This window comes from Buttiauxella sp., assembly GCF_035271705.1.
GTDB lineage: Bacteria > Pseudomonadota > Gammaproteobacteria > Enterobacterales > Enterobacteriaceae > Buttiauxella.
This window is the reverse complement of record NZ_DATERI010000147.1, coordinates 1-20,339: the sequence shown is the minus strand read 5'-3', so window position 1 is coordinate 20,339 and position 20,339 is coordinate 1. Positions and strand designations below refer to the sequence as shown.

19 protein-coding genes are annotated in these 20,339 nt (G+C 50.2%); 8 read left to right on the top strand and 11 right to left on the bottom strand.

Annotation, left to right across the window (positions count from 1 at the left end; translation table 11 throughout):
* The coding region (locus tag VJY99_RS13605) for an ATP-binding cassette domain-containing protein (protein WP_324119283.1) at window positions 1-1,021 on the bottom strand (1,021 nt) is incomplete at its 3' end.
* Window positions 1,021-1,968, bottom strand: a complete 948-nt coding sequence (gene iaaA, locus VJY99_RS13600; RefSeq protein WP_324119281.1) for a beta-aspartyl-peptidase — start codon at window positions 1,966-1,968, stop codon at window positions 1,021-1,023. The genes VJY99_RS13605 and iaaA, both read right to left, overlap by 1 nt.
* Window positions 1,969-2,372: 404 nt before the next feature.
* Here iaaA and moeA point away from each other — a divergent pair, with 404 nt between their 5' ends.
* Together moeA and moeB are read left to right on the top strand one after the other, a co-directional pair.
* Window positions 2,373-3,605 carry a molybdopterin molybdotransferase MoeA gene (moeA, locus tag VJY99_RS13595; protein WP_324119279.1) on the top strand — a complete coding sequence of 411 codons (1,233 nt, stop codon included), beginning with the start codon at window positions 2,373-2,375 and terminating at the stop codon, window positions 3,603-3,605.
* A gap of 2 nt (window positions 3,606-3,607) precedes the next feature.
* The gene (moeB, locus tag VJY99_RS13590) at window positions 3,608-4,357 is read left to right on the top strand and encodes a molybdopterin-synthase adenylyltransferase MoeB (RefSeq protein WP_324119277.1); all 750 of its coding nucleotides are present in this window, start codon (window positions 3,608-3,610) and stop codon (window positions 4,355-4,357) included.
* 191 nt (window positions 4,358-4,548) lie between these two features.
* Here moeB and VJY99_RS13585 read toward each other — a convergent pair whose 3' ends face one another.
* Window positions 4,549-6,144: an ABC-F family ATPase gene (locus VJY99_RS13585; RefSeq protein WP_324119275.1), complete on the bottom strand. Its 1,596-nt coding sequence runs from the start codon at window positions 6,142-6,144 to the stop codon at window positions 4,549-4,551.
* Window positions 6,145-6,376: 232 nt separating this feature from the next.
* Between VJY99_RS13585 and ldtB the strand changes: the two genes are divergently transcribed.
* From ldtB to sanA, 5 genes are all read left to right on the top strand, one after another.
* Window positions 6,377-7,297, top strand: a complete 921-nt coding sequence (gene ldtB, locus VJY99_RS13580; RefSeq protein WP_324119273.1) for a L,D-transpeptidase — start codon at window positions 6,377-6,379, stop codon at window positions 7,295-7,297.
* Between the two features lie 197 nt (window positions 7,298-7,494).
* Window positions 7,495-7,896 (top strand): CidA/LrgA family protein, encoded by a 402-nt coding sequence (locus VJY99_RS13575; RefSeq protein WP_324119271.1) that lies wholly within the window; start codon window positions 7,495-7,497, stop codon window positions 7,894-7,896.
* Window positions 7,893-8,588, top strand: a complete 696-nt coding sequence (locus VJY99_RS13570) for a CidB/LrgB family autolysis modulator (RefSeq protein WP_324119269.1) — start codon at window positions 7,893-7,895, stop codon at window positions 8,586-8,588. The genes VJY99_RS13575 and VJY99_RS13570 overlap by 4 nt, the downstream gene beginning before the upstream one ends.
* A gap of 130 nt (window positions 8,589-8,718) precedes the next feature.
* Complete coding sequence (gene cdd / locus VJY99_RS13565; RefSeq protein ID WP_324119268.1) at window positions 8,719-9,603, top strand: cytidine deaminase; 885 nt, start codon at window positions 8,719-8,721, stop codon at window positions 9,601-9,603.
* Window positions 9,604-9,733: 130 nt separating this feature from the next.
* On the top strand, window positions 9,734-10,453 hold the full coding sequence (gene sanA, locus VJY99_RS13560) for an outer membrane permeability protein SanA (protein ID WP_324119266.1): 720 nt from the start codon (window positions 9,734-9,736) through the stop codon (window positions 10,451-10,453).
* A 58-nt stretch (window positions 10,454-10,511) separates the two neighbouring features.
* On the opposite strand, the gene mglC is transcribed toward sanA, so the two are convergent.
* From mglC to VJY99_RS13525, 7 genes are all read right to left on the bottom strand, one after another.
* A complete protein-coding gene (gene mglC / locus VJY99_RS13555) occupies window positions 10,512-11,522 on the bottom strand; it encodes a galactose/methyl galactoside ABC transporter permease MglC (RefSeq protein WP_324119264.1) in 1,011 nt (336 codons plus the stop codon).
* A 19-nt stretch (window positions 11,523-11,541) separates the two neighbouring features.
* Window positions 11,542-13,062 (bottom strand): galactose/methyl galactoside ABC transporter ATP-binding protein MglA, encoded by a 1,521-nt coding sequence (mglA, locus tag VJY99_RS13550; RefSeq protein ID WP_324119262.1) that lies wholly within the window; start codon window positions 13,060-13,062, stop codon window positions 11,542-11,544.
* Window positions 13,063-13,262: 200 nt separating this feature from the next.
* On the bottom strand, window positions 13,263-14,261 hold the full coding sequence (mglB, locus tag VJY99_RS13545; protein WP_324119260.1) for a galactose/glucose ABC transporter substrate-binding protein MglB: 999 nt from the start codon (window positions 14,259-14,261) through the stop codon (window positions 13,263-13,265).
* A gap of 416 nt (window positions 14,262-14,677) precedes the next feature.
* The gene (gene galS, locus VJY99_RS13540; RefSeq protein ID WP_324119258.1) at window positions 14,678-15,700 is read right to left on the bottom strand and encodes an HTH-type transcriptional regulator GalS; all 1,023 of its coding nucleotides are present in this window, start codon (window positions 15,698-15,700) and stop codon (window positions 14,678-14,680) included.
* 155 nt (window positions 15,701-15,855) lie between these two features.
* A complete protein-coding gene (gene yeiB, locus VJY99_RS13535; protein ID WP_324119257.1) occupies window positions 15,856-17,013 on the bottom strand; it encodes a DUF418 domain-containing protein YeiB in 1,158 nt (385 codons plus the stop codon).
* Window positions 17,014-17,116: 103 nt separating this feature from the next.
* A complete protein-coding gene (gene folE / locus VJY99_RS13530) occupies window positions 17,117-17,782 on the bottom strand; it encodes a GTP cyclohydrolase I FolE (protein ID WP_324119255.1) in 666 nt (221 codons plus the stop codon).
* 242 nt (window positions 17,783-18,024) lie between these two features.
* On the bottom strand, window positions 18,025-19,149 hold the full coding sequence (locus VJY99_RS13525; protein WP_324119253.1) for a YbfB/YjiJ family MFS transporter: 1,125 nt from the start codon (window positions 19,147-19,149) through the stop codon (window positions 18,025-18,027).
* 106 nt (window positions 19,150-19,255) lie between these two features.
* Between VJY99_RS13525 and fghA the strand changes: the two genes are divergently transcribed.
* Window positions 19,256-20,086: an S-formylglutathione hydrolase gene (gene fghA / locus VJY99_RS13520; RefSeq protein ID WP_324119251.1), complete on the top strand. Its 831-nt coding sequence runs from the start codon at window positions 19,256-19,258 to the stop codon at window positions 20,084-20,086.
* A gap of 111 nt (window positions 20,087-20,197) precedes the next feature.
* Here the strand turns inward: fghA and VJY99_RS13515 are convergent.
* A partial coding sequence (locus VJY99_RS13515; protein WP_324119284.1) for a hypothetical protein occupies window positions 20,198-20,339 on the bottom strand: 142 nt, incomplete at its 5' end.

Sequence of the window (20,339 nt, the reverse complement as noted above, 5' to 3'; positions counted from 1 at the left end):
CCGCATGTACCCGACTCGTTACGCGATTGAAAATGCCACTGCGAATATCAAAGCGCGTCACCAGGTCACGTACTTGCAACACGGGCACCGCACCAGGTGCTATGGTGTCTTGTTCGGTTTCGGCTTCTGGTTGGTCAGGGTGTTTTGGGTCTACCAGCGGAAATTTGCGCGGTAAATCACGGCCATTCATCGCCCCAAGACGCGGTACCGCCGCCAATAGCGTTTTGGTGTAAGGATGAACCGGTGCGTTAAATATCTGCTCAACGCGACCCGTTTCCACCGCCTCGCCGCGATACATCACCAGCACACGGTCGGCGATATCTGCCACCACGCCCATATCGTGGGTGATAAAAATCACGCCCATGTGCATTTCATCTTGCAACACGCGGATAAGCTGGAGGATTTGCGCCTGAATCGTCACGTCCAGCGCGGTGGTGGGTTCATCGGCAATCAGTACCGCTGGGAGGCAAGAGAGCGCCATAGCAATCATCACGCGCTGGCGCATCCCGCCAGAAAGCTGGTGCGGATAACGCCCCAAAATGGCTTTCGCTTCCGGAATGCGTACCCTTTCGAGCATGCGACGTGCTTCTTCCATCGCGGCCTGTTTGTCCAGGCCTTGATGCAAGCGGATAGATTCGGCAATTTGCTCGCCCACCGGAAAGACCGGATTGAGCGAGGTCATGGGTTCCTGGAAAATCATGGCGATATCCGCACCGCGCACATGGCGCATTTGCGAAGAACTCAGCGATGCGGGTTCAATAACCTGACCGTTGCGGCGCCGCAGCAAAATTTGCTCGCATTCAACGGCACTCGCGCTCTTTTCCAGCAAGCGCATGAGTGCCAGCGCAGTGACCGATTTCCCGGAACCTGATTCCCCGACAATCGCCAGTGTCTCACCGCGTTTTAGCGCGAACGACAAATCGGACACCGCCTGGGTGTCGGTCTTTTCCTGGCGAAAGCGAACGTTCAGCGCGCTAACCGACAGCACCTCGTCGTCGGGCAGTTCGTGACTGTGGGGCATCAATGCTCCTGGCTGTTATAAATTCCAACGCTTGGGGAATCCCCGACATAGCCGTAGCCGCGGTACATCCCTTCGCTGTTAAATGGCAACGCCACATTGCCTTCACTATCGATAGCAATCACCCCGCCGCTGCCTTGTAGCACCGGAAGTTTTTCCATCACGACGCGTTCCGTGGCCTGTTGCAGACTCAGCCCGCCATATTCCATTAACGCCGCAATATCGTAAGCCGCGAGCGTTTTCATAAACACTTCACCCGTGCCAGTGCACGAAACCGCTACGTTTGCGTTATTGGCATAGCAGCCCGCGCCAATGATGGGGGAATCGCCAACACGTCCCGGCATTTTATTGGTCATGCCGCCGGTTGAAGTTGCGGCCGCCAGATTGCCATATTGATCGAGCGCGACGGCGCCGACAGTGCCAAATTTGGTATCTGGATTAATCGGCTCGTCATGATCCAGCACGGTTTGGTCATTCGCCCGGGCTCGCTGTAATTGATCCCAGCGTTCCTGAGTGAAAAATATGTCTGGAGAGACCGGTTCAAGCCCTTGCTGCTGCGCAAAGTTTTCAGCCCCCTTGCCAATCAGTAAAACATGCGGGCTGTGTTCCAGAACGTGTCTGGCAGCAAGAATGGGGTTGCGGATATGGCTAACGCCCGCCACAGCTCCCGCTTCAAGGGTGTTGCCGTCCATCACGCAGGCATCCAGTTCATGGGTGCCGTCGTGGGTAAAAACTGCGCCGATACCGGCGTTAAACAAGGGGCATTCTTCGAGCAAGCGTACGGCTTCAGTCACGGCATCCAGTGCGCTTCCACCGGCTGCAAGTAACGCCTGGCCCGCCTCTACGATTTCCGATAGGGCTTTAATATAAAGCAGCTCTTTTTCGGGGCTGAATTGCGCACGAGTGATAGCTCCCGCGCCACCATGAATAGCGATTACTGCTTTGTGCATTTCGACATTGCCTTGTCATATTTATCCACCGTCATACTTCACGTTGCATCTTTGTTGGCCGCACTTGCCGCCTCAATGCAACTCGAATTATTTAGGTGGAGGATCCGAAATCACTTTCTCTATAAATATCAGATTAGTTGATTCGGCTTGAGACGAATTTTGAATATAGAAAGATGTAAATGTGATGTAAAGGAAAATGCCTAAGTCGATTACCTATACCCAAAATAATTCGAGTTGCATTGAGGCGACAAGAGAGCGAGTCCCCGGGAGCTTGGTAAACTAAGTGACCAGGGCGAGTGAATGCAGCCAACAAAGAGGCAACTTGAAGTATGACGGGTATATCAGCCAGCGCCGATTCTCTGCCATAATGTCCGACATATTTTTCCCGCGCAGCAGGAGCTTTCATGGAATTTAACGCCGGGCTTATCCCCCTCGAAACCGCACTGGAACAGATGTTGTCGCGTATTGTTCCTGTCACCGAATCTGAGTCTATTCCTTTACTGAAGGCTGCTGGGCGCATTACGTCGCACCCTGTCACGTCACCAATCGATGTCCCTGGGTTTGATAACTCAGCAATGGATGGTTACGCGGTACGCCTGTCAGATTTAGCCCAGGGATCGGCACTGCCGGTGGCGGGGAAAGCGTTTGCTGGGCAACCTTATTCAGGTGAGTGGCCGCAAGGCACCTGCATTCGCATCATGACGGGCGCCCCCGTACCCGCAGGCACTGACGCGGTGGTAATGCAGGAAGAGACCACGGTTACCGAAAGCGGTGTGCGTTTTAACGAAACCGTCAAAAACGGGCAAAATGTGCGACTGCTTGGGGAAGATATTCGCCAGGGTGCCAGCGTGTTGCCTGCCGGTAAAAAACTTACCGCCGCCGAGTTACCGCTGATTGCCTCACTGGGCATTGCCGAAGTCGCCGTGTTGCGCAAAGTCCGCGCTGCGGTATTTTCGACCGGTGATGAACTGCAACTGCCGGGCACGCCGCTTGGTGAAGGGCAAATTTATGACACCAACCGTTTGGCGGTGCATATCATGCTCGAGCAGTTGGGTTGTGAAGTCATCGACTTAGGGATTATTCGTGATGACCCTGAAGCCCTGCGTGCGGCATTTATTGAAGCTGACAGCCAGGCTGATGTGGTTATCAGCAGCGGCGGCGTTTCCGTTGGTGAGGCCGATTACACCAAACAATTGCTTGAAGAACTCGGTGAAATCGCTTTCTGGAAACTGGCAATCAAACCGGGTAAACCCTTTGCTTTTGGGCGCCTGAAAAACAGCTGGTTCTGCGGCCTTCCGGGCAATCCGGTTTCTGCGGCATTGACCTTTTATCAACTGGTTCAGCCACTGTTAGCCAAATTAAGCGGCCAGCGAGGTCATGCCCTGCCGCCACGCCTGCGCGCGCGTACGGTTGGCCGACTGAAAAAATCCCCAGGCCGTCTCGATTTCCAACGAGGCATTCTGCGTACAGGTGCTGATGGGCAATTAGAAGTCTTGAGCACCGGTCATCAGGGTTCACATATTTTCAGCTCATTTAGCCAGGCCAACTGTTTTATCGTGCTGGAGCTCGCGCGCGGTAACGTTGATGCAGGTGACTGGGTCGACGTTGAACCATTCAATCATTTGTTTGGGGGCTAACCATGCACGCTGAACTGAGCAATCAGGAAATGCTGCGCTACAACCGGCAGATTATTTTGCGCGGTTTTGATTTTGACGGCCAGGAAGCGTTGAAGGCCGCGCGTGTTTTGATTGTTGGGCTCGGCGGTCTTGGTTGCGCCAGCGCGCCGTATCTGGCGGCGGCGGGTGTCGGCCATCTTACCTTGTTAGATTTTGATACCGTGGCGCTGTCCAATTTGCAGCGCCAGACACTGCACCGTGATGCCACAATTGGGCAACCGAAAGTCGATTCGGCTAAACAGGCGTTGGCGGCTATCAATCCGCATATTCAGATTGAAACAGTCAATGCTCTGCTTGATGAGACGCAACTGCTGGAGCTTATCACTCGCCACGATCTGGTGATGGACTGCACTGATAACGTGACGATTCGCAATCAGCTTAATCAATGCTGCTTTACGGTGAAGAAACCGCTGGTTTCAGGTGCGGCAATTCGCATGGAAGGGCAAATCAGCGTGTTCACTTATCAGGAGGGTGAACCCTGTTATCGCTGCCTGAGTCGCCTGTTTGGCGATAATGCGCTCACCTGTGTGGAAGCAGGTGTCATGGCACCGTTGGTGGGTGTTATCGGTTCATTGCAAGCAATGGAAGCCATCAAATTGCTCGCGCATTACGGTACGCCGGCTCGGGGGAAAATCGTGATGTACGACGCGATGACGTGCCAGTTCCGCGAAATGAAATTGCCGCGCAATCCACAATGCGAGGTGTGCGCATGAGCAGCAAGAATTCAACGTGTTGATCATGTTGTAAACTGCTCCTTTTTCCAGCGCTCATAACCCTTGTCGATTCACTCGCTGAACTCCATTCAGAATTTGTACCGGTGATTATCAACCCGCGTGGAAAGAGATGGAATTAGCGCATAAAAAAACCGCCGAATTCGGCGGTTTTTTTATCGTAATCAATAACCTTAGTTATCAATGCCTTTGCTGCGCAGGTAATCTTCATACCCACCGGTAAAGTCAATCACACGCTCTGGTGTAATCTCAATCACACGCGTTGCCAGCGAGCTGACAAACTCACGGTCATGGGAAACGAAAATCAGCGTACCAGGGTACATTTCCAGCGCCATGTTCAGCGACTCGATGGATTCCATATCCAGGTGGTTGGTTGGTTCATCCATGATCAGAACGTTAGGGCGTTCCATCATTAATTTACCAAACAGCATGCGACCCTTTTCACCACCGGACAGCACCTTCGCAGGTTTGTTGATATCGTCCTGGCTAAACAGCAGACGGCCCAGGATGCTGCGCACCGCTTGCTCGTCATCACCTTCACGCATCCACTGGCTCATCCAGTCAAACACGGTCAGATTGTTTTCAAACTCGTATTCGTGATCCTGCGCGTAGTAACCAATCTGCACATTCTCAGACCATTTCACGGTACCGCCATCTGGAGTGTATTCACCCACCAGCGTTTTAAGCAGCGTAGATTTACCCACGCCGTTAGTCCCGAGGATGGCGAGTTTTTCGCCCACTTCGAGCAGCATGTTAACGCCTTTGAACAGCGGGCCGTTATCAAAGCCTTTCGCCAACGCTTCCACTTCCAGCGCATTACGGAACAGTTTCTTGTCTTGTTCGAAGCGGATGAACGGGTTCTGACGGCTTGAAGCTTTCACTTCATCAATCTTGATTTTTTCAATCTGGCGCGCACGAGAAGTTGCCTGGCGAGATTTCGATGCGTTGGCACTAAAGCGGCTAACGAAGGATTGCAGGTCAGCAATCTGCGCTTTTTTCTTCGCGTTGTCAGACAGCAGACGTTCACGCGACTGAGTTGCCGCCGTCATGTATTCGTCGTAGTTACCTGGATACACACGCAGTTCGCCGTAATCCAGATCCGCCATATGCGTACAAACCATATTCAGGAAGTGACGGTCGTGCGAGATGATGATCATGGTGCTGTTGCGCTCGTTGAGCACCGTTTCCAGCCAACGAATAGTGTCGATGTCCAGGTTGTTCGTCGGTTCATCGAGCAGCAAAATATCAGGGTTTGAGAACAGCGCCTGCGCCAGCAATACGCGCAGTTTCCAGCCTGGAGCAACTTCGCTCATTGGGCCGTAATGCTGTTCTACAGGAATGCCGACGCCCAACAGCAGTTCGCCCGCGCGTGCTTCTGCGGTGTAACCGTCCATTTCGCCGTACAGGACTTCCAGATCGGCAACTTTGTAGCCGTCTTCTTCGCTCATCTCTGGCAGCGCATAAATACGGTCACGCTCTTCTTTCACTTCCCAGAGTTCAGCGTGGCCCATGATCACCGTGTCGAGGACGGTGAATTTTTCAAAGGCGAACTGATCCTGACGCAACTTACCGATACGCTCGTTCGGATCAAGCGATACGTTGCCAATCGTTGGATCTAAATCGCCACCGAGGATCTTCATAAAGGTAGACTTGCCGCTACCGTTGGCGCCGATCAAGCCGTAACGGTTGCCGCCGCCAAATTTGACAGAAATGTTTTCAAACAGCGGCTTACTGCCGAACTGCATAGTGACGTTGCTGGAAGCTAGCACAGAGATGTCCTGATAAAAGAAGTTATGTAATATGTGAGATCGGGCACATTATGCCATAACTCAACGTGTAGATCGCTCTGCTTATGAACTGGTGATAAAATAAACAATAAGCAAAAAAATGTGATTTAATCCACATCTGATTTCCCTGGCCGAGCGAATGCACATATAATGCGCGGCTAAACGCTCCCTTCTTCACTAACTAGCCTGCATGGCCATAAATACTTCGCATAACATGAATATGAAACTACGCACTATTTTACTGGCATTTGTGGCTGTCGTGTCTTTTAGCAACACAGCTTCTGCCGTGACCTATCCTCTGCCTACCGATGGTAGCCGTTTGATTGGTCAAAACCAGGTTATCACCATTCCTGAAGGTAGCTCCGCACCTCTGGAAGAATTCGCAGCACGTTACCAGATGGGGCTTTCCAATATGCTGGAAGCCAACCCTGGGGTTGATCCATACTTGCCAAAGCCTGGCACCATTCTGAACATTCCTCAGCAGTTGATTCTGCCGGACACCGTTCATGAAGGTATTGTTATCAACAGTGCTGAAATGCGCCTCTACTATTACCCTGCAGGCACCAACACGGTTATCGTGCTGCCAATCGGTATCGGCCAGTTGGGTAAAGACACCCCAATGAACTGGACGACAAAAGTAGAACGTAAGAAAGCAGGCCCAACCTGGACACCAACCGCGAAAATGCATGCGGAATATATTGCTGCCGGTACTCCACTGCCAGCCGTTGTTCCAGCGGGCCCGGACAACCCTATGGGTCTGTACGCGCTGTATATCGGTCGTCTGTACGCGATTCACGGCACCAATGCCAACTTTGGTATCGGCCTGCGCGTGAGCCACGGTTGTGTACGTCTGCGTAACGAAGACATTAAGTTCTTGTTCGAGAAAGTACCGGTCGGTACTCGCGTTCAGTTCATCGACGAACCGGTTAAAGCCACCGTTGAGTCAGATGGTACGCGCTACATTGAAGTGCATAACCCACTGTCTACGACTGAAGCACAGTTCAACTCTGGTGAGATTGTCCCTATCGTGCTGAAAAACAACGTGACTGCGATTACCGCTCAACCAGATATTGACAGCACCGTATTGGATCAAGCTATTCAGGGCCGTTCCGGTATGCCGGTACGCTTGAACTAAGCAAAGATGACCCATTTGAAAAGCGGCTTACGAGCCGCTTTTTTTTCGCCTGTAAAACACTGAACTGTGAAATTGCCCAAAACTTTCTGGAACGTTCCAGACAGGAATGTTTGGTATGCTAATAATTCATGGTGTGATCGGTAGCACATTTTTGAGTTTAATTGTATGATGAATACGTTTCTTTAAAGGTGATCACTATGCGTAACTCACTCACAGCAATTTGGCAGTACCTTCGGGCATTTATAATAATTTACATATGCTTATATGCAGGTATTGCCATTTCGTCACTGCTTCCTATTGCGATTCCCGGCAGTATTATTGGCATGCTCATTCTGTTTGTTTTGCTGTCGCTGCAAATCGTTCCAGCCAAATGGGTTAAGCCAAGTTGCCAATTATTAATTCGTAATATGGCGCTGTTGTTTGTGCCGATTGGCGTAGGTGTTATGCAGTATGTCGATGTCATAAAGCAGCAATTTGGCCCGGTGGTCGTGTCATGCTTTATCAGTACATTGGTGGTGTTAGTGGTCGTGAGTTGGTGTTCCCATTTAATCCATGGTGAACGCAAAGTGCTGGGCGAGCGCGAGGGGGAAACAAAATGATGCATCATATCTGGTGGTCCCTACCCTTAACGCTGGTGACTTTTTTCCTCGCCCGTCAGATTGGTATACGTTATAAATCGCCTATTCTGAACCCGCTGCTGATCTCCATGATTGTGATAATCCCAATCCTGGTATTCACCCGTACGCCTTATGAACATTATTTCGAAGGCAGTGAAGTGTTGAATGACTTGCTGCAGCCAGCGGTCGTTGCCCTTGCCTTCCCCCTTTACGAACAACTTCACCAGATTCGCGCACGCTGGAAATCCATTATCACTATCTGCTTTATTGGCAGCATCGTGGCGATGATTACCGGTACATCGGTGGCACTGCTGATGGGCGCAACCCCACAAATTGCCGCATCAGTCTTGCCCAAATCAGTCACGACACCGATTGCCATGGCTGTCGGCGGCAGCATTGGTGGCATTCCGGCGATTAGTGCAGTTTGCGTGATTTTTGTCGGTATGTTGGGTGCGGTGTTTGGTCATACCTTATTGAATATGATGAATATTACGACCAAATCCGCGCGAGGACTCGCCATGGGGACCGCTTCTCACGCTTTGGGTACCGCTCGCTGCGCGGAACTTGATTTTCAGGAGGGTGCTTTTAGCTCATTGGCGCTGGTGATTTGCGGCATTATTACGTCACTGATTGCCCCATTCCTGTTCCCAATCATTTTGGCTGTTGTGGGTTAAAACTTGCGAGAGATCGCGCATTTTCATTTTTTATTTCATCTGTTGCATTTGTAATTAGATAAAGATCACATATAAAGCCTATACAGACCCGTAAACTACGGGTCAATTACTTGTTATGAGGCTAACCTCCATGCGCTCACGTTTTCAGGCTGCTCTCGCACAACTCCCGGCTTCACTGCAAACTGCACTGCAACCCTTGATTGCTGACTCTCATTTCTCGGCAATGTTTATTGCTTCCGAAGTAGAATCACTGAAAGCTCAGACCGGACTGGATGACGATGCGTTGGCTTTCGCCTTATTGCCACTCGCAGCCTCTTGTGCTCGTGCTGATTTATCACAGTTCTACGTCGGCGCAGTTGCCCGTGGTGTCAGTGGTAACCTTTATTTCGGCGGCAATATGGAGTTTCTTGGCTCCACCATGCAGCAGACCGTTCATGCCGAGCAAAGTGCCATTACTCACGCGTGGATGCGCGGTGAAAAAGCACTTGCCGCCATCACCGTTAACTACACGCCGTGTGGCCACTGCCGCCAGTTTATGAATGAACTCAATAGCGGTGTGGCGTTGCGTATTAATTTGCCTGGCCGTAAACCTGCCACCCTCGGCGATTATCTGCCTGACGCCTTTGGCCCCCGTGATTTAGAAATCAAAACTTTGCTGCTTGATGAAATGGATCATGGCTTTGCATTGCAGGGCGATGAGTTAAGCAGCGCCGCTATTGCGGCGGCAAACCGCAGCCATGCGCCGTACAGCAACGCGCCATCAGGTGTTGCGCTGGAATTGCGTGACGGGACGATTTTCAAAGGGAGTTATGCAGAAAACGCGGCTTTCAACCCTTCCCTGCCACCACTGCAAGCAGCACTGAATCTGCTGAGTCTTTCGGGTTATGACTATACCGATATTCAGCGTGCCATCCTTGCTGAAAAAGCCGATGCGCCACTGACACAGTGGGACGCCACCGCTGCCACACTCAAAGCGCTGGGCTGTATGAACATCGACCGCACACTTCTGAATTGATGCTCACCATACGGGTGCGCATGCACCCGTACTGCTGAAAAGTCACTCGACTCACTTCGTGAATCTTGCTCTTCACCACCAGGTAAAGTAGCCTTGAAAAAATCCCCTCCCTTTATTGAGCCGCAAGTCCATGTTGAAGCGCGTGTTTTATAGCCTGTTGGTAATAATCGGATTGGCTGTGGTAGCTGCGCTTTGTCTTGACCGCTGGATAAGCTGGAAAACTGCACCTTACGTCTACGACGAACTGCAAGATTTACCCTACCGCCAGGTTGGTGTGGTGCTCGGAACCGCCAAGTATTACCGGACTGGGGTGATTAACCAGTATTATCAATATCGTATTCAAGGCGCGTTAAATGCCTATAACAGCGGCAAGGTGAACTACCTACTGTTAAGCGGTGATAACGCACTGCAAAGTTATAACGAACCGATGACGATGCGAAAAGACCTGATTGCCGGGGGGGTTGACCCTGCCGACATCGTGCTGGATTACGCGGGTTTTCGTACTCTGGATTCCATCGTTCGTACCCGCAAGGTCTTTGATACCAACGATTTTATTATTATCACTCAGCGTTTCCATTGCGAACGTGCGCTGTTTATTGCCCTACATATGGGGATTCAGGCGCAGTGTTATGCTGTTCCTTCGCCAAAGGATATGCTGACCGTGCGTATCCGCGAGTTTGGCGCCCGGTTTGGTGCGCTGGCGGATTTGTACATTTTCAAGCGTGAACCGCGTTTTCTTGGGCCGCTGGTGCCCATTCCTGCCATGTATGAAGTCCCGGAAGATGCACAAGCTTACCCGGCAGTGACGCCAGAACAGTTACTGGAGTTGCAAAAAGAGGGGAAGAAATAGCAGGCATAAAAAAACCCGCACCAACGTATAAGTGCGGGTCTTGGTAAAACAATCAGTATTATTTCTTACGTGCGTATTTCAGTGAATCCAGCGCTACCGCGAAGATAATAATCGCACCCTTAATAATGTACTGCCAGTAAGGGTTCACGCCGATATACGTCAGGCCGTAGTTGATTACGGTGAAGATAATGACACCCGTCACCACGCCCACGACCGTACCCACACCGCCGCTGAATGACACGCCGCCTACTACGCACGCCGCAATCGCATCCAGTTCGTACATGAAGCCAAGGTTGTTGGTTGCAGAACCGATACGACCTGCTTCTAACATGCCGCCGAAAGCGTAGAACACACCAGACAACGCATAAATCATGATCAGGTTCAGTGCAACGTTAACACCAGAAACTTTAGCCGCTTCAGGGTTACCACCGATGGCGAAGATGTTCTTACCAAAGCGTGTTTTATTCCACAGGATCCAGACGAAGCCAATCGAAATCAACGCATAGAACGTGATGTACGAGAGCTTAAAGTTCCCCATTTTGAGGAAGCCCTGGGTAAAGGTCGAGAACCCGCTATCGAACCCCGCAATAGGTGAGGCACCCACAAAGTCGTAGTACAGGGAGTTAATACCGTAAACGATGATCATCGTACCCAAAGTGGTGATAAACGGCGTCACGTTCAGGTAAGCAATGATAATACCGTTAACCAGACCAATGATTGCGCCGATAGCGCACACGATCAGGATAACCAACGGAATGGACATGGTTTGCATTTCAGGGAAAACTTTGTTCACGTTTTCCATCGACTGCAAGAATGTCGCAGCCACAACCGCAGCCAGGCCAACCTGGCGACCCGCTGAAAGGTCAGTACCCTGAGTAACAATCAACCCTGCCACACCCAGTGCAATGATGATACGCACGGAGGATTGGGTCAGGATGTTACTTAAGTTCATTAAGCTTAAAAACGTGGGATCCTGGAAAATAATAATCGCCAACAGGACCAGTAATACGACATAAATGCCGCCTTCTTTCAGATAAGTTAGAAAACTTTTCTTATTTAACGCACTCATTTTAACAGCCCCTAAATTATCAAAGATGCACAGACGCAAGACGTAATATTTCGTTCTGCGTGGTAGTTTTAGTGTCTACAATTCCGGCAACGAGACCATTACTCATGACCAGGATACGATCTGTAATCCCTAACAACTCTGGCATTTCGGACGAAATAATGATGATTCCTTTCCCTTTTTTGGCTAGTTCAGCAATGAGCTGATAAATTTCAAATTTAGCCCCAACGTCAATCCCACGAGTTGGTTCATCTAACATTAAAATTTCTGGCTGGGTTAATAACCAACGGCCGATAATCACTTTCTGTTGGTTACCCCCTGACAACGAACCTATCGCGGTACGGTGCCCTGGTGTTTTGACACGCATCGAGTCGATTACCCACTGGGTATCGCTTTTCATGCGCGAGTTATCCAGCAAGCCAACTTTATTTTTATAATTGCGAATATTGGAAATCAGTGAGTTAAAGCCGATATCCAGGTACGCATAAATACCGGTAGAGCGACGTTCTTCAGTAACCAACGCAAAACCGTGGTTAATCGCTTCATTCGCAGTATGGTTATTAATCTTTTTGCCGTGCAGCGTAATAGTACCGTCTGATTTTTCACGGATACCAAATAGCGTCTCAACAATATCAGTACGTTTTGCACCGACCAGCCCGGCAATCCCGAGAATTTCCCCTTTGTGCAAATCGAAGGAGACATCGCGAATCGATGGCTGACGCATTGAGGTGAGGTTACGGACTTCCATAATCACTTCACCCGGCACGTTTTCTTTTGTCGGGAAGCGCTGGTTCAGCGAGCGGCCAACCATCATGGAGATGATTTTATCCATATCCAGCCCTTCTAATGGCTGGGTGGCAATCCACTGTCCGTCACGTAAAATTGTGATTTCATCACACAGCTGGAAGATTTCTTCCATTTTGTGTGAGATATAAACAATACCGCAGCCACGATCTTTTAATTTACGAATGATTTTGAAAAGGTGGTTAACTTCCTTTTCTGTCAGTGAGGATGTTGGCTCATCCATGATGACAATTTTGGCATTGTAAGAAAACGCTTTGGCAATTTCGATCATCTGCATTTGTGAAACTGACAGCGTGCCAACACGGGCGCGAGGGTCAATATCAATATCCAGCTCATCGAAAATATGTTTGGTATCGCGGTACATTTTGTCCTGGTCGACAAATACACCTTTGGTTGGGTAGCGACCCAGCCACATGTTATCCATAACGGTACGTTGTAACACCAGGTTCAGTTCCTGATGCACCATGGAAATACCGTTTTCCAGCGCTTCTTTGGTGCTGGAGAAGTTAACTTCTTTTCCCTGAAAAAGGATGCTGCCGGAATCTTTGCTGTAGATCCCAAATAGGCATTTTAATAATGTTGATTTACCGGCACCGTTCTCTCCCATTAATGCGTGAATGGAATGAGGACGGACTTTTAAATTAACATTATCCAGTGCCTTAACGCCGGGGAATGATTTATCAATGTTGGTCATTTCCAACAAATATTCCGACGACTGATTTGTAATATTGTCGACCATAATTACGGTTCCAATAGTGTCACTGAGTGGATTGAGCCGGACATAAATTACGTCCGACTCGACACCTTTAAAGCCATATCCAAAATAATTCGAATTGCAGAAAGGCAACAAGCTCATAAATCCCCGGGAACTGACTCAAGTCAGTGACCGGGGTGAGCGAGTGCAGTTAACACATCTGCGGCTCGAAGTAAGAAGGATACTTATTTGCCAGTAAATTCAGCCAAGTTGCTCTGATCAACACCGACATAAGGGATACGAACGATTTTGTTTTCAATCTTCCAGTTAGTGCCTTCAGCGGCAGGCTTACCATCGGCCAGGTTTTTAGCCAGATCGAAGGTTGCTTTAGCTTGGTTGTTAGCATCGTTCAGTACGGTACCGGCCATTGCGCCAGATTTAACCATTGCCATTGCTTCTGGCAGGGCATCTACACCAAATACTGGAACAGAAGATTTGTTGTGTGCTTTCAGCGCTTCTACAGCACCCATTGCCATCGCATCGTTGTTGGCAATAACCACTTCGATTTTGTTAGCGTTCGGGCCAGACATCCAGGCATCCATCTTATCTTTCGCCTGAGCGGTATCCCACATAGCGGTGTCTAACTGCAGTTGCTGGGTTTTCAGACCTTTGGTATTCAGCTCTTTAATAACATAAGTAGTACGAGCTTCAGCATCCGGGTGGCCTGGTTCGCCTTTCAGCAGAACAAACTGAATCTGACCATCTTTGTTCAGATCCCAAGCTGGGTTTGCAGCCCAATGCTTAGCAATCAAATCGCCCTGGATGATGCCAGATTCTTTAGAGTCAGTACCTACGTAGTAAGCTTTGTCGTAGCTATCCAGCGCTTTACGTGAAGGTTCTTTGTTGTAGAACACAATTGGAATGTTCTGGCCGCGCGCTTTTTCGATAACAGTGCCCGCTGCAGCTGGGTCAACCAGGTTGATTGCCAGTGCTTTAACGCCTTTTGCCAACAGCACGTCAATCTGATCATTCTGTTTGGACTGGTCGTTCTGGGAGTCGTTCATCAGCAGTTCTACGTCTGGAGCCGCTTTTGCGTCTTTCTCAATCGCTTTGCGAACCACTGACATAAAGTTATCGTCGTATTTGTAAATGGTCACACCAATACGGGTGTCAGCTGCATGAGCGGCTGCGCCAAACAACATGCAAGACATAATAGCGGACAGGGTCAAAACCTTCTTATTCATGGTATCTCCGGTTTTTTTGCAGGGTAGTTCTTAGTGTTATTCAGGCAGGCAGCACGGTTATAGAAACGTTACTGAATGCCGAAAAATAATCTCGTTTAAAAACTCTTCCGTGTTCTGTAACGATCCCTAACTGCTTTTATTGATATCCCCGTCATACTTCAAGTTGCTGATGCGTTGGCTGCGTTTGCTCGCCCGAATCTCTTAGCTGAGTAAGCTCACCTGGACTCACGCTCTTGCCACCTTTCTTCAACTCAAATTATTTTGGGTAAAATTTTTTGCTGAACACCTATCGGTAAACTGATTAATCACCGTTACATATAGTTTCAGCTTATAAAACGCTGACATCATAGCGATCGTAATGTTAATTAACTGTGAATTTACTCACAAATTGAAACCGGTTACATCAAAGACTTTACTCAGAGAGTGATCGGTGCCGCAATTTGCCGTGGAGCTACGGAATGGCGGCGGACTAAAGTTGGCATAAAACAGTGTGTTGCACCAAGATCGAGCGTACCTGCAGCCCCCTGTAACGCCATTTCGGTCGCCAGTCGCGCCATTGAAACAATGGGATAACGCACCGTGGTGAGTTGCGGATCGGTGTAACGCGCGATGGGGATATCATCAAAACCAATCACTGAAACATGATGTGGTACAACAATCCCGTTATCTTTCAAGGCGGTTAACGCGCCGGCTGCCATGCTATCGTTGTAAGCAAACACCGCAGTGAGATGCTGATTGCGGCCAAGCAAATCCACCATCGCCGCTTCGCCACCTTGCATATCCGGTGAACCCACGCCCACCCAGCTTTCTGGCGGTGTAATTCCCTGCTCCGTCATACCGCGCATCCACCCTTCCCGGCGATGCGCGTTATCTTCAATCGCGTGGCTGGAGGCCAGATAACCAATGCGTTGATGGCCTTGATTAAACAGCATTCGTGTCGCCATCAAAGCCCCACTGACGTTATCGAGCCCAACGCATCGGTGCTCATAGCCGGCAATAATTCGGTTAACCAGTACCATGCCTGGAATTTGATCGAGGAACTCACCTAGCTCTTGATCACTCAGAGCTTTAGCATGAACAATCAATGCGTTACAGCGTTGACGAATCAACACTTCAATAGCATGACGCTCTTTTTCTTCCTGATGGTAACTGTTGCCAATGAGCACATATTTGTTGTGCTGCTGTGCCACAACATCCACCGCTTTAACCAGTGCGCCAAAGAAGGGGTCAGACACATCCATGACCACTACGCCGATAGTGTCACTGATCTGCGTTGCCAGAGCCTGCGCGTTAGCGTTGGGCCGATAACCCAACTGCCTTACCGCCTGCATGACGCTTTCACGGGTGTCTGCACTGACCAGCGCACTGTTATTGAGGACACGGGAAACGGTCGCCACTGAGACACCGGCGATGCGGGCAACGTCACGAATGGTGATCATATTTTTCACCAGTCGAAAGTAGAGTTAGTCTCATGAATACACCCTGTATATGGCAAGGTGGCTATTTTGGCAGTGACTTAGAAATGACTACGTGAGGATGATCACAGTGATGAAAACGGTTACATACAATTCGTTAACGTTTGTGATGTATATCATTATCTTGCTGGATGTTTCAAAGAGATCCCCGCAGCGCGTGCGGTGAGTTGTCGCCATAGCCACTCAACCGGCCCCTGGCGGAAGTAACGCAACCACAGCATTGAGAACAGAATATTGATGGCCCAGATGGCAGGCACAACCGCCAATAGTGAGAGGCGGTCAAACTTCATGAACTCATCCAGGTGGAAGAAGAAAGTGGTACAAATCAACGTTTGCAGTAAGTAGTTCGACAGTGCCATACGCCCAACATGTGCCACAGCATTGACTATTCGCAAGCGCGAAAGCTGTGGCCAGTAACCGAATGCCAGCGCGGCATAACCGATGGATTGAAACGGCGCACTCAATTCACGCGGTGCTTGCAGCAAGAAAGCGCACCAACGATACGTCCAACCAAGGTGCCATTGAGCATAAATAGCCGGAATGTTGATTAACAGACCGACGATGATAAGCCACAAACCGGTGCGGCGGTAATGATGCAAACTGAATTCCCCCCGCAACCAACCGCAACGCATTAATGACGCACCCAACAGCATCATTCCGCACAATTGCCAGCCGTACTGCGCGCCTAACGCCACCAAACTCGAGGAAAGTAAGTCAATGCGATTACTGATGGCTTCCCCACCGCCATTGAGTTTCCACCATTGCTCATACTGCAAGTTGGCCGCATCAGGCACCCATGAACGATTTGGCGCGTCCCCTGAGATAAAGCCCAGCAACAGCAGCACACCAATGCCGGTGAGATACAACATCACGCCAGTATTAAACAGTGAGCGAATCCCCTGAGCGTCGCGAATCATGCGCCAGCACACCAGGCCAACCAGACCGTAGGCCAGCAAAATATCGCCATCCCACAAGAAGATAGCGTGCATGAAACCCAATAAGACTAATAACGTCAGACGTGCCTGAATCCAGCGTTTGCCGCGATGTAATAGCATCTGCAGGCCAGCGCCAAATAATAGAGCGAATAAAGTGAGGAATTTTACCTGGGCAAAGAGATCCAGAATGGCCCATGTCCAGGCATCGCGGTCGGTAATCGTACCGGACCATGCTGGATTGAGGTATGCCGCCTTCGGTAAGCCGAAGGCCACGATATTCAGTAGCAGAATGCCGAGAATAGCGACGCCACGGACAAAATCCAGCGTAATGTTTCTCTCCATACATCCTGCCTAATCTACCCATCGTCCTTCAATATGCAGGGTTGTTGGCTGGCAAAATTCGGTTGCCGCCTACCTGCATCTCGAAGTAGCTTGGGTATTAATGTTAGTTATGACGCACAGCGCGCAGAAATTCCTGACGTGTATTCTGGCTGGATTTGAACAAGCCGCCTAACGATGTCGTGGTTGTCGCACTGGTTGCATCCTGTACGCCACGCGCTTTCACACAATAATGGACCGCATCAATAGATACCGCCACATTGTTGGTGCCAAGCAATGTTTGCAGAGCAATCAGGATTTGCTGGGTTAAGCGCTCCTGGACCTGCGGACGCCGCGCAAAGAATTGCACAATGCGGTTAATTTTCGACAGGCCAATCACGGTGTCTTTCGGGATGTAGGCCACTATTGCTTTGCCATCAATAGTCACGAAATGGTGTTCGCAAGTACTGGTGAGCGTAATGTCACGCACTGTCACCATCTCATCGACTTTCATCTTGTTTTCGATGACCGTGATTTTTGGGAAGTTGGCGTAATCGAGGCCAGAGAAAATCTCATCGACATACATTTTGGCGATGCGATGCGGCGTTTCCATCAAGCTGTCGTCGCTTAAATCAAGATTCAGCAACTGCATGATTTCCGTCATATGCTCGGCGATATGACGCTTGCGGGTTTCGTTATCCAGCTCACGCAATTGTGGACGCAGCGGGGTTTCCAGGCCGTGTGCAACTAATGCTTCGTGAACCAATGCTGCTTCTGGACTTAATGATGACATACTATTTTCTCCTGCAGGTGTGACTGACCTCGGCCTTACGTGAGGCAAAGTGTGCGCTCATTGTGCGTGAGCGTGGTCGCATAATCCAGTGGTGCGAACGATATCTACACTAAATAATTCGAGTTGCATCGCGGCGGCAAGAGAACGCGTCCCGATGAGCTTACCTAAGTCAGTGATTCGGGTAAGTGAACATAGCCAACAAAGATGCAACTTGAATGATGACGGGTAAATTAATGAAATCGTCACACCCTTCGCCAAACCAGCCCACCACTGACCAATAATGCAAATCCGGCGACATATAATGCTGGCTCGAGTTGGCCGGTTAGCGACGTGGATATCGCCGACAACATCGGCCCAACTAACTGCCCCATCGCATATCCAGTTGTCAGCAACCCTGCCAGATAACGGGTATGCTGCGGTGCCAATTCACGGCCATATTGTAGCGACAGTTGCACCGCACATAAGAAACCGCCCCCGACTAACAGCGCTCCCAGAACCAGACCTGTCATGCCTGGGATCCTATCTGAGGCGAAGACTCCGAGTGCCTGTAACCACAGAACAAACGCCAACCTCTGATGGCTTTTCAACCATTGCCGCGCGGCAATACCGAGTAAAATGCCACACACTGCCGCTCCGCCAAATATCGGCCAGACGAATTGTGCGAAGGCGCTACCAGGAAAACGAGCGCTAGCCATCTGCGATAAAAACGTGGCGGGCAGAATATAACCAAACCCGGCCAGGCTGTAGCTCCAGACCAGGCGTTTGAGCTGTAAGGTTAAGACTAACGGCTCAGGTGCCGTTTCCGGGCGATGTAACTCCCCTTTTCGAGGCAAGTTGCGGGCAATCAACACAATGAATAATAGCGCCAGAAAACCATAAACCAGCCAGGCGAGGTTCGCGGATAAACCGTAACGGTGAATCGCAACCGCCGACAACCCACTGATAAATATCCCAGCCCCCGGACCGGCAAACACCGCAGCGCTTAAACCGGGCTTGCCTAAATGGGCCAGTTGCTCGTTGCTCCAGGCGGCTATTAATACCATCGCCCATCCGCTGGCACCACCAATCAGAAAACGAATCAGTGCGTGCCACAATGCAGCATCCACGGTTGCTGACAGCAGCGTCAGTATCACAGCGCCCCAGACACCGAGCATTAAACGTAACTCGACGCGCCGATGTGCACGCATGGCATCCCACGCCCCCACCAGATAACCGAGGTAGTTAATCGCTGCTACCAAACCCGCACTGGTTAAGGTAAGTTGCCCTTCCGCTATCATCAGCGGGACTTGTGGCGTAAACGCAAAACGGCCAATGCCCATTGCGACCACCAACACCAGAAATCCCGTCAATGCGATACGTGCCGCCACGCAACCCCCAATTGTTACGATTCCGTTGCCAGTATGATGCAGCATGGCTAGACTGGGGAGAAGTGAAAGTTATTCATTGATCTTGAATATAATTAAGGAAAACCGGATGGAACTCCTAGAAGAACACCGCTGTTTTGAAGGCTGGCAACAGCGCTGGCGCCATGATTCCACAGTACTGAAATGCCCGATGACGTTCAGTATTTTTCTGCCAACACCGCGCACCACTCCTCCACCGGTTCTGTACTGGCTTTCCGGTTTGACCTGTAACGACGAGAACTTCACCACCAAGGCGGGCGCACAGCGAGTTGCCTCAGAACTGGGGATTGTGCTGGTTATGCCAGATACCAGCCCGCGCGGTGAAAACATCCCTAATAATGAAAGTTATGATCTCGGCCAGGGTGCAGGTTTTTACCTGAACGCGACCGAGCAGCCGTGGGCTGACCATTTCCGCATGTACGACTATGTGAACGACGAACTGCCTGCGTTGATTGCCGATAAATTTAGCGTCAGCGAAAAAGCCTCTATTTTCGGCCATTCCATGGGCGGCCACGGTGCGCTGAGCATCGCGTTAAAAAATCCAGGCCGTTATTGTTCAGTGTCCGCCTTTGCGCCCATTGTGAATCCAAGCCGCGTGCCGTGGGGGCAAAAAGCCTTTAGCGCTTATTTAGGTGCGGACGAAGAAAAATGGCGTGAGTGGGATAGCTGTTGTTTACTGATGCAGGCCGATAGTGCGCAGGTCATCCCGGTGCTTATTGACCAAGGCGATGCCGATCAATTCCTCGCCGACCAACTGCAACCCGCGCAATTAGCCGAAGTTGCGCGCCAGAAAGACTGGCCGTTAACGTTGCGCGTGCAACCGGGTTATGATCACAGTTATTACTTTATTGCCTCGTTTATTGAAGATCATTTGCGGTTCCACGCAGAGCATTTGGCGTAAAAGAAGAGTGGATGACGCTTCTGTACGACCTACGTGAACGTAGGGGTGGATTAGCGCCAAAACAATAAAAAAAGGCGCGATCATCGCGCCCTTTTCTATCTTGGGTTGTGACTACTTTTCAAACGTTTTTGGGAACGTCATTTCGCTGTATTTCACGAAACGAGAACCTTTAGTTATCTTGTAGCCGAACCAAATCGCCAGGAACAATGGAATACCAATGTAGGTTGCGGTTACGCCAGCCCAATCAATTCTA